At 68.9% G+C, this 13,968-nt stretch carries 15 protein-coding genes; 3 read left to right on the forward strand and 12 right to left on the reverse strand.

The window, feature by feature from the left end; translation table 11 throughout:
• Positions 1 to 2: 2 nt before the first annotated feature.
• The gene (locus RT97_RS20860) at positions 3 to 833 is read left to right on the forward strand and encodes an isocitrate lyase/PEP mutase family protein (protein ID WP_042580729.1); all 831 of its coding nucleotides are present in this window, start codon (positions 3 to 5) and stop codon (positions 831 to 833) included.
• A gap of 16 nt (positions 834 to 849) precedes the next feature.
• A complete protein-coding gene (locus tag RT97_RS20865; RefSeq protein WP_042580730.1) occupies positions 850 to 1,437 on the forward strand; it encodes a uracil-DNA glycosylase family protein in 588 nt (195 codons plus the stop codon).
• A 35-nt stretch (positions 1,438 to 1,472) separates the two neighbouring features.
• Here RT97_RS20865 and RT97_RS20870 read toward each other — a convergent pair whose 3' ends face one another.
• Both RT97_RS20870 and RT97_RS20875 read right to left on the reverse strand, forming a co-directional pair.
• Positions 1,473 to 3,152 (reverse strand): hypothetical protein, encoded by a 1,680-nt coding sequence (locus RT97_RS20870; RefSeq protein ID WP_042580731.1) that lies wholly within the window; start codon positions 3,150 to 3,152, stop codon positions 1,473 to 1,475.
• Positions 3,153 to 3,216: 64 nt separating this feature from the next.
• A complete protein-coding gene (locus RT97_RS20875; protein WP_042580732.1) occupies positions 3,217 to 3,411 on the reverse strand; it encodes a DUF1127 domain-containing protein in 195 nt (64 codons plus the stop codon).
• A 90-nt stretch (positions 3,412 to 3,501) separates the two neighbouring features.
• Here RT97_RS20875 and RT97_RS20880 point away from each other — a divergent pair, with 90 nt between their 5' ends.
• Positions 3,502 to 4,392 carry a LysR family transcriptional regulator gene (locus tag RT97_RS20880; protein WP_042580733.1) on the forward strand — a complete coding sequence of 297 codons (891 nt, stop codon included), beginning with the start codon at positions 3,502 to 3,504 and terminating at the stop codon, positions 4,390 to 4,392.
• 37 nt (positions 4,393 to 4,429) lie between these two features.
• Here the strand turns inward: RT97_RS20880 and RT97_RS20885 are convergent, their stop codons facing one another.
• The 10 genes from RT97_RS20885 to RT97_RS20930 form a co-directional block, all read right to left on the reverse strand.
• The gene (locus tag RT97_RS20885; protein WP_042580734.1) at positions 4,430 to 5,077 is read right to left on the reverse strand and encodes an ANTAR domain-containing response regulator; all 648 of its coding nucleotides are present in this window, start codon (positions 5,075 to 5,077) and stop codon (positions 4,430 to 4,432) included.
• A 1-nt stretch (position 5,078) separates the two neighbouring features.
• Positions 5,079 to 6,233 carry a transporter substrate-binding domain-containing protein gene (locus tag RT97_RS20890; RefSeq protein WP_042580735.1) on the reverse strand — a complete coding sequence of 385 codons (1,155 nt, stop codon included), beginning with the start codon at positions 6,231 to 6,233 and terminating at the stop codon, positions 5,079 to 5,081.
• A gap of 36 nt (positions 6,234 to 6,269) precedes the next feature.
• Positions 6,270 to 7,907, reverse strand: coding sequence for a nitric oxide reductase activation protein NorD (locus tag RT97_RS20895; RefSeq protein WP_042580736.1), 1,638 nt, complete (start codon positions 7,905 to 7,907; stop codon positions 6,270 to 6,272).
• Positions 7,904 to 8,722 carry a CbbQ/NirQ/NorQ/GpvN family protein gene (locus tag RT97_RS20900; RefSeq protein WP_042580737.1) on the reverse strand — a complete coding sequence of 273 codons (819 nt, stop codon included), beginning with the start codon at positions 8,720 to 8,722 and terminating at the stop codon, positions 7,904 to 7,906. Before RT97_RS20900 ends, RT97_RS20895 begins: the two co-directional genes overlap by 4 nt.
• A 20-nt stretch (positions 8,723 to 8,742) precedes the next feature.
• A complete protein-coding gene (locus RT97_RS20905; RefSeq protein ID WP_042580738.1) occupies positions 8,743 to 9,780 on the reverse strand; it encodes an aliphatic amidase in 1,038 nt (345 codons plus the stop codon).
• A 46-nt stretch (positions 9,781 to 9,826) separates the two neighbouring features.
• Positions 9,827 to 10,516 carry an urea ABC transporter ATP-binding subunit UrtE gene (gene urtE / locus RT97_RS20910; protein WP_042580739.1) on the reverse strand — a complete coding sequence of 230 codons (690 nt, stop codon included), beginning with the start codon at positions 10,514 to 10,516 and terminating at the stop codon, positions 9,827 to 9,829.
• A 17-nt stretch (positions 10,517 to 10,533) separates the two neighbouring features.
• Positions 10,534 to 11,316, reverse strand: coding sequence for an urea ABC transporter ATP-binding protein UrtD (urtD, locus tag RT97_RS20915; RefSeq protein WP_042580751.1), 783 nt, complete (start codon positions 11,314 to 11,316; stop codon positions 10,534 to 10,536).
• 14 nt (positions 11,317 to 11,330) lie between these two features.
• The gene (gene urtC / locus RT97_RS20920; protein ID WP_042580740.1) at positions 11,331 to 12,383 is read right to left on the reverse strand and encodes an urea ABC transporter permease subunit UrtC; all 1,053 of its coding nucleotides are present in this window, start codon (positions 12,381 to 12,383) and stop codon (positions 11,331 to 11,333) included.
• Between the two features lie 4 nt (positions 12,384 to 12,387).
• Positions 12,388 to 13,290 carry an urea ABC transporter permease subunit UrtB gene (gene urtB, locus RT97_RS20925; RefSeq protein WP_042580741.1) on the reverse strand — a complete coding sequence of 301 codons (903 nt, stop codon included), beginning with the start codon at positions 13,288 to 13,290 and terminating at the stop codon, positions 12,388 to 12,390.
• A 5-nt stretch (positions 13,291 to 13,295) separates the two neighbouring features.
• Positions 13,296 to 13,968, reverse strand: a 673-nt coding sequence (locus tag RT97_RS20930) for a transporter substrate-binding protein (protein ID WP_042580752.1), incomplete at its 5' end; no start/stop codon positions are given.

The following is a 13,968-nucleotide window of genomic DNA, read 5'->3' on the forward strand; positions in this document are numbered from 1 at the left end:
TCATGACCCGCACCGTCGCCCAGAAACGCGCCGACTTTCGCGCGCTCCACGAACAGGGCTGCTTCGTCATCCCCAACCCCTGGGACACGGGCAGCGCGCGCTACCTGCAGGGCCTGGGCTTCAAGGCGCTGGCCACCACGAGCTCGGGCCATGCGTGGTCGCAGGGCCTGGCCGACGGCGCGCAATCGCGCGACACCGTGCTCGCTCACCTGCGCGACATCGTGGCGGCCACCGACCTGCCCGTGAACGCGGATTTCGAGAACGGCTTCGCATCCGATCCGCAAGGCGTGGCCGAGAGCGTGCGGCTCGCGGTCGAGACCGGCGTGGCGGGCCTGTCGATCGAAGACTCGACGGGCAACGCGGCCGATCCGCTCTTTCCCATCGACATTGCGGTGGAGCGCCTGCGCGCCGCGCGCAAGGCCATCGATGCGGCGGGCGGCGGCACCCTGCTCGTGGGCCGCGCCGAGAATTTCTTCGCGGGCCGGCCGGACCTGGACGACACCATCGCGCGGTTGAAGGCCTATGCGGCAGCCGGTGCCGACTGCCTCTATGCCCCCGGCATCAAGACGCGCGAGCAGATCGCAGCGGTCGTCGCAGCCGTGGCGCCCAAGCCCGTCAACCTGCTGGTCGGCGGCGCGAGCGAACTCACGATGAAGGACATCGCCGAGCTGGGCGTGCGGCGCGTCAGCGTGGGCGGCGGGCTCGCGCGCGCGGCATGGGGCGGCTTCATCCAGGCGGCGCGAACGCTGGCCGAGCAAGGGCGTTTCGACGGCTTCGCCAACGCCGCGGCAGGCAATGAACTCAACGCGTTCTTCCGCCCCTTTGCCGAGTAGCGCGAAAGGGCGGTCCATGGACGCGCTGCTTGCGGAAATCCGCAGCTGCCGCGCCTGCGCCGCGCACCTGCCGCTCGGGCCGCGGCCCGTCGTGCAGGCGAGCGCCACGGCCCGCCTGCTGCTCGTCGGCCAGGCGCCGAGCATGACGGTGCACACCACCGGCGTGCCATGGAACGACAAGAGCGGCGAGCAGCTGCGCCGCTGGCTCGGCATCGACCGCGAGGTGTTCTACGACGCCACGCGCGTCGCGCTCATGCCGATGGGTTTCTGCTATCCCGGCCGTGGCACCAGCGGCGACCTGCCGCCGCGCCGGGAGTGCGCCGAGCTCTGGCAGGCGCGCCTGCTCGGGCAGATGAAGCAGGTCGAACTCACGTTGCTGATCGGCCAGTACGCGCAGCGCCACTTTCTCGGTGAGACGCGCAAGGCCGGCGTCACCGAAACCGTCGCGGCCTTTGCGCAGTACGCGCCGCGCTACATCCCGCTGCCGCACCCGTCGCCGCGCAACACCGGATGGTTCAAACACCACCCGTGGTTCGAGAGCGATGTGCTCCCGGTGCTGCGCGAGCGCGTGCAGCAGGCGCTCGCGCCATCCATCGTTCCATAGCGAAGCGAGGCGAGGCGCTGCCGCGGCCCCGTCGATCAGCGGGCAGGGCGCGCGGCCTTCTTGCGTGCGCCGGGCCGCCGTGGCGGCTTCGTCTCCAGCACCAGTTCCGCGGGCAGCGTGTCGTTCCACGATTCGGTGAAGTACGCACGGTCGCTCGGCACCAGCTGCGGCAGCGCCTCGCGCAGAACGCCCAGCGACTGCTCGGCCGCCTGCAGCTCGCCCGAATGCGCCGCATACCAGGCGTGCTCGAACAACAGGCTGCAGTGCTGAAGGCCCGGGTAGCGGCGGCGCCCGGCCTGGTGATCGGCCAGCCGCGCCTGCGCCACGTCGACCCAGCGCGCGGGCCAGTGCGTGGCATCGAAGGCATCGGCCAGCGGCCCGGCGAGCTTCGAGATCGCGGCCGGGTCCAGCGGCTTCTGCGCGCGGAACTGCGCGAGCGTGGGCTGCCGCTCGGGCCGGCAGTGGCCGCGCGCGATGCGCATCAGGTAGATCGCGTTCCATGCGGAGCGTCCTTGCCCGTCGGTGTGGCCGCAGAGCCATTCGCTGAAGGCGATCCATTGCACCGCGCGGCGCGTGGTGTCGGCGTGGCCGTCGTGCGCGAGTGCCGGGAGGTCCGAGAGGCCCACCCGGTCGAACAGCCACGCGGCCATGCCCATGTTGGCGGCCACGTGCTGCGCGGCGTCGAACGAATGCGATTCGAAGGCCGCGGCCAGCGCCTCGCCGAAACGCTGCAGCGACTCTTCGGCGAGTGCGGCGGCGGCCGGCTTGTCGTCCGCCGAGAGGCCGAGCGCGCGCGAGCGGCACACCAGCGCCCAGAGGTTGCACCATTCGAATCGCACGTCGGGGTGATGTCGCAAGACCAGCCCGCGCGCCGCGTCCTCGGCCATGCCGCCCAGGAGCGATTGCGCGAGCGGCAGGTCGCGCGCCGTGTAGGCGCACCAGGCCGAGACGATGCACTCCATTGCGCCCAGGTAGTCGTTGCCCGCCACGTGGTGGGCCAGGCGCTGCTTCTTGAGCGCCTGCAGCCGCCGGCGCGCCTGCTCGTTGTCGCCGAGCCGGCGCCACAGCATCGCCTCGTTGAGCGTGACCAGCGCGCGCTGGAAGTCGGTGGCGGCCAGCGTGCCGGCCAGGCGGATCGACTCCAGTGCGCTGGCAGGCAAGCCGGCCGCGCTGCTGCCCGCCACCGGCGTCATGAGCCGGCCCTGCCGCGCGGCCTGTTGCGAGGCGACCAGTTGCTTCCAGAACGCCGCGTCCTGCAGGTGCACCGCGTCGGGCGGCGGCGCGCCGGGTTCCGCCGCACGCCGCTTGCGCGAGCGCAGGCCGAGGAAGGAGGCCACCTCCGCAGCGGTGGCCGTGCGCCCGCCCACCAGCATGCGCACGCGCTTCGCCTCGGCGGCCGGCAACCAGAACGGCCCCTGGCTGCGCCGCTCGGCGTTGAGGAAGCGGGGTTCCCGCTGCGTGTCTTCGCCCCAGCCGACCTCGATGTTCCAGGCCTTGAAATCGCGGAATGCACGGCTCACGACCATGCGCAGCGTGTTCGCATCGGAGACTTCGCCGCGCAGGTCGGCCAGCCGCACCAGGCCGCTCTCGGCGTCGTGCGCATGCTGCATGCGCACCAGCAGCCAGAGCGACTGGAAGGCCGCGCGCTTGCCGTTGACCGACTGCGGCGAGGTGAGTTCGATGGAGAGCAGGGCGGGTGTCTTGGGTTGGGGCACGCCCCGGATTGAACCTCAAATTCCGGGGCGGACGCTGAAGGCCGACATCGCTTTTTTCGCCATGTCAGCAGCGGTTGCGGTCGATCACCTCGCGCACTTCGCTGCGCCCGATGCCCAGGTCACGCAGGTCGTGATCGCTCATGCCGGCCAGGTGCTGCGAGTCGGCGCGGCTGCGGCGGCGCTGCGCGGCGCGGCGGCGCCAGTCGTGCAGGGCATGCATCAGGCGTTGATGAAAGGTCGAGGGCTTGGGCGCTGTCACGGTGGGCTCCTTGGTTGAGAGCACTCATCTTCCGGCGCTGCATGGTATTGTGGAAGTTGAGATTCCTGAACCACACAATCAGCATTTCTGATGCGACAGCTCAACCTCGATCAGCTGCGGACGCTCATCGCCATTGCAGACCTGGGCACCTTTTCCGCGGCAGCCAAGGCGCTGCATCTGGCGCAGCCCACGGTGAGCCTGCACATCAGCGAGCTCGAGTCGCGCCTGGGCGCGCAGCTGGTGGTGCGCGGCAGCCGCACCGTCACGCCCACGGCCGCCGGGGCGGCCTTGGTGGAGCGCGGCCGCAGGCTGCTGCGCGACACCGACGAGGCCATCGACGCCGTCAAGCGCCAGACCGAAGGCCGCACCGGCCGCGTGCGGCTCGGCACGTCGACCGGCGTGGTGGTCGACCTGTTGCCGCAGGTGCTCGAGGCACTGGGCACGGTGCATGCAGGCATCGACGTGGAGGTCAGCATCCTCGGCTCGTCCGAGGCGATGGCGCGGCTGGCGGCGGGCACGCTGGACATCGGGCTGGTCGCGATGCCGCAGCCGCCGCTGCGCGACCTGGTCGTGACCCCGTGGCGCGACCAGGCGATGATGGCTTTCGTGCCGCAGCGCTGGAAGGCCCCGAAGCGCGTGACGCCCGCGTGGCTGGCGGCGCAGCCGCTGATCTTCAACGACGCCACCACCCACATGTACCGGCTCACGATGGAGTGGTTCGCCGAGGCCGGCTTCGCGCCGCGCGCGCGCATCGAACTGAACTACGACGCCGCGATCCAGAGCCTGGTCGCTGCCGGCTATGGCGCGGCGCTGCTGCCGCTGCAGCACACCGCCGACGATGCGCTGCACAAGCGCATGCAGGTGCTGCCGATCACGCCGAAGCTCACCCGCCGCCTGGGCATTGCGCACCGCGTGCCCGGCGTGATCGACGGCGCGACGCAGAGCGTGCTGAAGGTGCTGACGACGTTCCGGCAGCTTTGATGCGCGAGCCCTGACCGGGCTTGCCAGCTTCCGAGCGTCAGCCCTGACCGGGCTTTCGCGTGCCCAGCGAGAGGATCTCGTTGGCATTGACGATGGCCGCGGCGATCTCTTCCATGGTCGTGCGCTTGCTCATCGCCTGCTCGCGGATCAGGTCGTGCGCCTGTCCTTCGGAGACGCAGTGCGTCTTCATGAGGATGCTCTTGGCCTCGGCCAGTTGCCGCACGCCCAGCAGCTTGGCCTCGACCTTGCGCAGGCGCCGCGCGAGCGAGCGGCTTTCCTTGTGCGCCTCGCGCGCCACCACCAGGGCCGAGAGCAGCCCGAACGAGCGCACCGGCGAAGGCAGCACGGCCTTGGCGCCGATCTCCAGCACCGCCTCCACGATGGTCGGGTTCTCGTAGGTGACCACCGCGATGATGGCGGGCGCGTCTTCGCGTTGGGTCCACTCGAAGCGCAGGTGGATGAGGTCGGGCTGCACCGCCATGAACGCCACGTCGATGCCCTCGGGCAGCACCTGCACCGGCGGCCAGAAGGCCTGCACCTGGCAGCCGATGCGCTGCAGTTGCTGCGTGAGCTGGCGGCCGTCGGCGTCGTCGGGGTGGATCACCGCGATCTTCAGCAGGCGCAGCTCCTTGAGCTGCGGCGGCGTCACCCGCAGGGTGTGTCGCTTGGGGGCGGCGCCGTCCATGCTAGAGCTCCAGCGTGTCGAGCCTGGCCGTCCAGTCGCCCAGCGAATGGGTGACGAGGTAGGGATCGGGAACCACCGCCCGCGTGGCCTGCCGCACGATGGTGAATTGCCCGTGCGCATCGACCCGGCCGATGCGCGGGTAGAGGCAGGTGTGGTGGTTTGCCGGATCGATCTTCACCCGGCCCTGCGGCGCATCGAACTCGCTGCCCAGGATGTGCGGCAGGATCTCCGCGATGCCGTCGCTGCCCGACTGGCGGAACGCGTTGGCGAAGATGTGCATCTGGAAGTACGAAGCCTCCCAGCACAGGTTGGGCACGCAGCCGTCGCCGAAGCGCTCGCGCAGGCGCGCCAGGCACCGGCGGTTGGCGGCCGAGTCGATCGACTGGAAGTACGGCGCCGCGGTGAAGTGCCCCGTGGCCACGCCGTGGCCCATCTGCGAGATCTCGGCCTCCGAGGTCGTGAGGCTGGAGATGGGCATGCGCTTCGGATCGAAACCCGCCTCGGCATACGCGCGGTACAGGCTTGCGGTGGAGTCGCCCACCACCGTCGAGAAGATGAAGTCGGGCTGCTTGTCGCGGATGTCGTCCATGATCGCGCGATAGTCTTTTTCGGTGGCATCCAGTGCCACGTAGCGCTCGCCCAGCTTCTCGCTGCCCGGGCGCTGCATCACCAGCTCGCCCATGATGCGGTTCGACTCGTAGGGGTAGATGTAGTCCGAGCCGATCAGGTACACGCGCGAGCCGAAATTCGTGGTCATGAACTCGGCCAGCTGCACGCTGTTCTGGTTGGGCGCGGCGCCCGTGTAGATCACGTTGCCCGAATACTCGAAGCCCTCGTAGAGGGTGGGGTAGAAGAGCAGCTTGTTCCACTTCTCGATCACCGGGATCACGGCCTTGCGGCTGCTGGACATGTAGCAGCCGAAGATCACGTTGACGCGGTCCTGCACGATCAGCTTCTCGGCCAGCTGGGCGTAGCGCGCGGGGTTGGATTGCGGGTCGTAGCGCACCGCCATGATCTCGCGCCCGTCGACGCCGCCGGCCTCGTTGATCTCCTCGATGGCGAGCAGCGCGCCCTGCAGCTGCGACAGCCCGATCGTCGAGGTGACGCCGGTTTCCGAATAGAGGATGCCGACGCGAATGGGGTCCTTGTCAGCCACGGGGAAGTCTCCTGGGTGTGTGAACCATCATTCTCCTCAGTTTGCCGCGGCCAGCCGTGCGCTCATGCGCGCGAGCCGCGCGGGCAGGCTGCGTGCGTCGTCGGCGATGCAATAGTTGCGCCAGCCGAAGATGCGGCGCACATACGTGTCGGCGGCGCCATCGACCGCGATGCACGCGGTGCGCACGCCCGCCTCGCGCGCTTCGGCCACGGCCATGCGGGCGTCCTCGATCAGGTAGTGGGGGTCGTGCACGTCGATGTCGGCGGGTGCGCCGTCGGTCACGAGCAATATCGCGCGCTGGCCCGAAGGCTCGGCGTGCAGGTGCGATGCGGCGTGGCGCAGTGCGGCGCCGATGCGCGTGGAGTAGCGCCCGCGCACCGCGCCGATCATGGCGCGCGACGGTGCCTCGAGCGGCGTGCCGAATTCGAGAAGGCGGTAGTAATAGACCTCGGCGCGCGTGTTCGACGAGAAGCCGTGGATTGCGAGCCGGTCGACGCCGCGCGCGTTCGCGTCGGCCAGCATCAGGGCCGCCTGCTTCTCGATGTCGAGCAGCGAGCGCGCGCCGTCGTGGCCGGGGTGGTTCACCGATTCCGAGAGGTCCAGCAGCACCAGCACGCTGCTCGGTCGCGGCGCCTTGCCGGGGCGCATGAAAAGGCGCGGGTCGGGGCGCAGCCGCAGGCGCCGGTCGACCAGCACCTCGATGGCGGCGTTCAGGTCGACATCGTCGCCCTCCCATTGGCGGCGCAGGCGGTGGGTGCGGTCGAGGTGGCGCGCACGGGGCAGGGCGAGGGGAGCCAAGCGCTCGCTGCCGAGGGCCGATGCCTGCTCGCGCATGCCGGCTAGGCCTTGCCATGCAGGCAGCTTCTCGATCACGGTGCACCAGTCGGGGCGCAGGCGTTCGAGTTTGCGGTCCCATTCGGGGTAGCTGTAGCGGCCCAGTTCCAGTCCTGTCTCCGGTTCCGTGCCGCCTTCGGGAGGCGGCCCGCCGTTGCCGGCAGGCGGCGGCCGTGCGCCGGACTGCTGCAGCGCGACCGCTTTGTCGGGCGGCGTCTCGGCGTCACCGAAATCCCAGAGGTAGCTGTTGTCGTCGCGATAGGGCGCGGGCACCGCGTAGTGCTGCGGATCGAAGCGCACGCGCATCTGGCCGAGGTCGTTGGCGAGGATCGACGCGATGGCGCGGAAGGCGTCGTAGTCCTCGAGGCCCGCGGAAGCCGCCGTCTCGTCGAACAGGCGGCGCGCCTTGTTGACCCAGTGGTTGTCGTCCTGCCAGGCGGGCAGCATCAGCATCCGGTCCATGCGCGAGACGAGCGCCGCGAAGCCCAGGTCCAGCGGGTCGGGGGGCGGTGCGAGCGACCCGGCGAACCAGCCGTGCAGGCCGGGAAAGTCGCGCCGCAGCAGCCGCTCGACGCGCGCATCCTCGATGGCCGAGACGATCGCGATGCCCATCGGCTTGAGCGTGCGCGCGGGCCGTGCAGGCACCGAGTGGCGAAGGTGCGCGACGGCATGCGCGATCATCGCGCGGTGCAGCCGCGCGTCGGCGCTCGCGGGCAGCAGCAGCCGCCGGCCCACGAGCACCGCACGCGCACCGGCGCTTCCTTCGAGCGGCTGCACCTGCACATCCACGCCCGCCAGCCCACGGGCCAGCAGGGCCAGCGACGCGTGGCTGTCTTTCATCCGAACTGCGCCTGGACGAACCCCTGCAGCGCACTCGCCATGTCGGGGTCGTCGGTGAGCGCGCGGGTCATCGTCATGTCGCAGCTCTCGCGCGGCGACACGCCGTCGCGGATCAGCACGCCCGCGTAGATCAGCATGCGCGTGGACACACCTTCGTCGAGCCCGCGGTGCTTGAGCTCGCGGGAGCACCGCGCAATCGCGACCAGCCGGGCCGCCAGTTCGATGGCGACCTCGGCCTCGTGCGCGACGATCTGCGTTTCGAGCGTGCTGTCGGGGTAGTCGAATTCCAGCGCCGCGAAGCGTTGCCGCGTCGAGGGCTTCATGTCCTTCGCGCTGCTCTGGTAGCCGGGGTTGTACGACACCACGAGCTGGAAGTCCGGGTGCGCGCGCACCAGCTCGCCCTTCTTGTCGAGCGGCAGGATGCGGCGCGCGTCCGTCAGCGGGTGGATGACCACGGTGGTGTCCTGCCGCGCTTCCACCACTTCGTCCAGGTAGCAGATGCCGCCGTGGCGCACCGCGAGCGTGAGCGGCCCGTCGTGCCACGCCGTGCCGTTCGCATCGAGCAGGTAGCGGCCCACGAGGTCGGAGGCCGTCATGTCCTCGTTGCAGGCGAGCGTGACCAGCGGCCGCCCGAGCGACCACGCCATGTGCTCCACGAAGCGCGTCTTGCCGCAGCCGGTGGGCCCTTTCAGGATCAGCGGCATGCGGTGACGGTACGCCTGCCGGTAGAGCGCCACCTCGTTGCCCGCGGGCCGGTAGAAGGGCTCGGCCTCGATGCGGTAGCTCGCAAGAGGATCGGGGACAGGGGCATTCATGGCGCTTCGTTGCCCTCTCTTCAGCGGTGCTTCGCCGGCTCGTTCGGAATGCCCTCGATCGGGCATTCGGGCGTGCCGACCGTGCTGCGCGTGAACGACTCCACCATCTCGCGCGTGCCCTCGGGGTCGTTGATCCACTTCGTGTAGAAGTTGTAGGGGCAGGCCGCCACGCCTTTGTCGCCGTCGCCCGAATTGATGGTGCCGGTGTAGCCGCGGTGCACGAGCTTGAAGAGGTGGTTCTGCGACTGGCCGTTCTTGCGCGCATCGCGGATGAGGCCCATCGAGAGCTCGGCGTAGTTGATGCCCATCTCCTCCTCGCCGCATTCGCCGAGCGTGCGGCCGTCGAAGCCGATGAGCGCCGAGTGGCCGAAGTACGAATACACGCCGTCGAAGCCCGCCGCGTTGGCCACCGCCACGTAGGTGTTGTTCATGAAGGCCATGGCCTTGGACACCATGATCTGCTGCTCCTTGGCCGGGTACATGTAGCCCTGGCAGCGGATGATGAGTTCGGCGCCGCGCATCGCGCAGTCGCGCCAGATCTCGGGGTAGTTGCCGTCGTCGCAGATGATCAGGCTCATCTTCATGCCCTTGGGCCCGTCGCTCACATAGGTGCAGTCGCCCGGGTACCAGCCCTCGATGGGCACCCACGGCATGATCTTGCGGTACTTCTGGACGATCTCGCCCTGGTTGTTCATGAGGATCAGCGTGTTGTAGGGCGCCTTGTTCGGGTGCTCCTCGTGGCGCTCGCCCGTGAGCGAGAACACGCCCCACACGTTGGCGCGGCGGCAGGCGTCCGCGAAGATCGCGGTCTCCTCGCCGGGCACCGTGGCGGCGGTGTCGTACATCTCCTTCGAGTCGTACATGATCCCGTGCGTGGAGTACTCCGGAAAGATCACCAGGTCCATGCCCGGGAGGCCTTTCTTCATGCCGACCAGCATCTCGCCGATCTTGCGGGCGTTGTCCAGCACCTCGGCCTTGGTGTGAAGGCGGGGCATCTTGTAGTTGACGACCGCGACGCCGACGCAATCGTTGCTGCTCGAAATATCACCATGTCTCATGACGCTGCTCCTGAAGGGTGGTTGAAGGGGAAATGGGGAAGAGGTTTCACACAGTCAGGAAAGACCTGACCTTGTCCTGGTCGAGGCTCGCGCGCGCCTCGTCGTGCACGAGGCGCCCGCGGTCGATGACGAGAAAGCGGTCGGCCAGGTCGAGCGCGAAGCTCAGCACCTGCTCCGACACCACGATCGCGAAGCCGCGCTCTGCGCGCAGCACGTTCAGCGTCTGCGCGATCTCCTTGATGATCGAGGGCTGGATGCCCTCGGTGGGCTCGTCCAGGATCAGCACCCTGGGCTCCGAGATGAGCGCCCGCGCAATCGCCAGCATCTGCTGCTGGCCGCCCGAGAGGTTGCCCGCGCGGCGCTGCTTCATGTCCTTGAGCACCGGGAAGAACTTGTAGAGGTACTCGGGCACCGTGCGGTGGCCCGACTTCGCGGCGCCCGAGAGGATGTTCTGCTCCACCGTGAGGAACGGGAACACCATGCGCCCCTGCGGCACGAAGGCCAGGCCTTGTGCCACGCGCTGGTAGGTGGGGAGCTTCGTGAGGTCGGCGCCGCCCAGGCGGATGCTGCCGCCGCGCGCCGGCAGGAGGCCGATGAGCGACTTCAGCAGCGTGGTCTTGCCCATGCCGTTGCGGCCCATGATGGCGACTGCCTCGTCGGGTGCGACGCGCAGCGACACATCGCGGATGACGTGCGACTCGCCGTACGCCACGTTGAGTCCGGAGACTTCGAGCATCTTGATTTCTCCTTGTCTCAATGGCCGAGGTACACGTCGATCACGCGCGGGTCGGCCTGCACCTGGGCGGCCGTGCCTTCGCTGAGCAACTTGCCCTGGTGCAGCACGGTCACGCGATGTGCGATGCGCTTGACGAAGTCCATGTCGTGCTCGATGACGACCACCGACTTGCCCGCAGAAATGCGCCGCAGGAGGTCGCCGGTCTGCTCGCGCTCGCGCGGGCTCATGCCGGCCACGGGTTCGTCGAGCAGCAGCAACTCGGGCTCCTGCATCAGCAGCATGCCGATCTCCAGCCACTGCTTCTGCCCGTGGCTCAGCTGCCCGGCGCGGTGTCCGAGCCGCTCGGCGAGAAAGACCTGCTCGGCCATCGCGTCGATGCGCTCGCGCAGCGCGGGCGTGCGGCGAAAGGTCAGCGACTGCAGCAGGCCGTGCATGCGCGGCAGCGAGATCTCGAAGTTCTCCAGCACCGTGAGGTCTTCGTAGACCGAGGGCGTCTGGAACTTGCGGCCCACGCCGGCGCGCACGATTTCGTACTCGTTCAGCCGCCCGAGGTCCTGGCCGTTGAAGAGCACGCGGCCGGCGCTCGGCTTGGTCTTGCCGCAGATCATGTCCAGCAGCGTGGTCTTGCCCGCACCGTTCGGACCGATGATCACGCGCAGCTCGTTGCGCTCCACCGAGAGGCTCAGCCCGTCCACGGCCTTGAAGCCGTCGAAGGAGACGGTGAGGTCCTCCACGCGCAGGATCTGCTCGTTGGAGTGGGAGAACGCCGCGGCCGCCTGCGGCAGGCCGCCGTTGGGCATCGTCATCGTGGCGTTCATGGCGCCACCTCCGCGCCGCGGCGGCGCACGAGCTTCTCGCCCAGGCCCGCGAGCCCGTTCGGCATGGCCCACACCACGAGGATGAACACCGCGCCGAGGAAGTACAGCCAGCCCTCGGGGAAGGTCTCCGACAGGTACGACTTGAGAAAGCCGATCAGGAGCGCGCCGATCACCGCGCCCGGAATCGACAGCCGCCCGCCGACCGCCGCGTAGATCACCATCTCCACCGAGGCGACCACGCCGATCACGCCCGGCGCGATCAGCCCCACCTGCAGGCTGTAGAACGCCCCGCCGATGGCCGACAGCATCGCCGCCACGGCAAACACGAAGGCCTTCATGTGCGCCGTGTTGTAGCCGCTGAAGCGCACGCGGTCCTCGCGGTCGCGGATGGCGATGAGGATCTTGCCGAAGCGGCTGCGCACGATCAGGAGCGACACCGCCATCACGAGTGCGATGGCCAGCACCTCGACGAAGTACATGACGCGCTTGGCTTCGTCGCCCGCGATGTCCAGGCCCAGCAGGGTGCGGAAATCGGTGATGCCGTTGGCGCCGCCGGTGTCGCCCTGCTGGCCGACGACCACCACGGTGAGCGTGAGCGCCAGCGAGAGCGTGACGATCGCGAAGTACACGCCGCTCACGCGCCGCTTGAAGATCGCGTACGAGAACACGTACGCCAGCACGGCGGGAATCGCGAGGATGCCCGCGACCGTCCAGCCCAGCGAGTGGAACGGCTGCCACCACGCGGGCAGCTGCTCCACGCTGCTCCACACCATGAAGTCCGGCAGCTCGGGCGCGGAGGCTTCCAGCTTGAGGAACATCGCCATCATGTAGCCGCCCAGGCCGAAGAACATGCCCTGGCCCAGGCTCAGCACGCCGCCGTAGCCCCAGGTGAGCACCACGCCCACCGCGACGAACGCGAAAGCCAGGTACTTGCTGATGAGGTTCAGGCGAAACGGATCGAGCGTGAGCGGCAGCACCACGGCCAGGAGCAGCAGCACGGCCGCCATGCCGGCGAGGTCGCCCTTGCGTTGGGGAGAAAGCTTGAACATGCCTTCAGCTCCTCGAACGCGTGGCGAACAGCCCGTTGGGCCGGAAGTACAGCACCGCGATCACCAGGAGGAGGATCGTGGCCTTGGCCATCGAGCCGCTCATGAGGTATTCGAGCCAGGTCTGCGACTGCGCGATGGCGAAGCCCGAAAGCGCCGTGCCCACCAGGCTCTGCACGCCGCCGAACACCACCACGATGAACGAATCGACGATGTAGAGCTGGCCGGTGCCGGGGTTGGTCGAGCCGATCATGGTGAACACCGCGCCCGCGATGCCCGCCAGGCCCGAGCCGAGCGCGAAGGTCATCGCGTCGACGCGGTGCGTGTCGATGCCCACCGCGCCGGCGATGGCGCGGTTCTGCGTCACCGCGCGCACCTTCAGCCCCCACGGCGTGCGGTACAGCAGCAGGTACACGCCCACGGCGACGATGGCCGTCAGCCCCACGATGAAGATGCGCGTGAGCGGCAGCTGGATGCCCGCCGTCGGCTCCCACGCCCCCGCGAGCCAGGAGGCCAGCGGCACGCTCACCTCCTGCGCGCCGAAGATGGAGCGGTAGGCCTGCTGCAGGATGAGGCTCAGGCCCCAGGTCGCGAGCAGGGTGTCCAGCGGCCGGTCATAGAAGAAGCGGATGAAGCCCCGCTCCAGCAGGTAGCCGAACGCGAAGGTCACGGCGAACGCGAACGGGATCGCGGCGAACAGGTAGAGGTCCATCCAGCCCGGCGCGAAATGTTCGAAGAAGCGCGCCGCCAGGTAGGTCATGTAGGCGCCCAGCGCCATCAGCTCGCCGTGCGCCATGTTGATGACGCCCATCAGCCCGAACACGATGGCCAGCCCGATGGCCATGAGCAGCAGGATGGTGAACAGGCTCACGCCGTTGAACACCTGCATCACCGCGATGTCGAAGTTCATCGCCGTCAGACCTTCGGGAAGGGGTTGGGCTCGACGGGCTGGGGCGATTCCCACACGATGTCGAACTGGCCGTCGGGGCGCGCGCGGCCCACGCGCACCTTCTTCCACACGTGGTGGTTGGTGGCGTGCACGCGCACCATGCCCTCGGGCGCCTCGAGCTCCACGCCCGCGGCGGCGGCCGTGACCTTGTCCACGTCGAAGGACTTGGCCTTCTCCACCGCCAGCTTCCAGAGGTAGACGCAGTTGTAGGCCACCTCCATCGGGTCGCCGATCACGCGCTCCTGCCCGTACTTGGCCTTGAAGGCCTTCACGAACTTCTCGTTCGCCGGCGACTTGATGCTCTGGAAGTAGCCCATGCACGCGTAGTAGCCCGCGGCGTTGTCCTTGCCGATGCCTTCGATCTCGTTCTCCGACACCACGGTGGAGAGCAGCACCTGCTTGGCGCCGTCCAGGCCCGCCGCGCGCAGCTGCTTGTAGAGCGCCACGTTGGAGCCGCCGACCACCGTGCTGTAGATGCAGTCGGGCTTGGCCGCCTTGATCTTGTTGATGATCGAGGAGAACTCGGTGTGGCCGAGCGGTGCGTATTCCTCGCCCACCACCTTGCCGCCGGCCTTGGCGATGGCGGGCTTGGCGATCTTGTTGCAGGTGCGCGGGTAGATGTAGTCCGAGCCCACGAGG

Origin of the sequence: Variovorax paradoxus (assembly GCF_000834655.1) — a bacterium.
GTDB lineage: Bacteria > Pseudomonadota > Gammaproteobacteria > Burkholderiales > Burkholderiaceae_C > Variovorax > Variovorax paradoxus_F.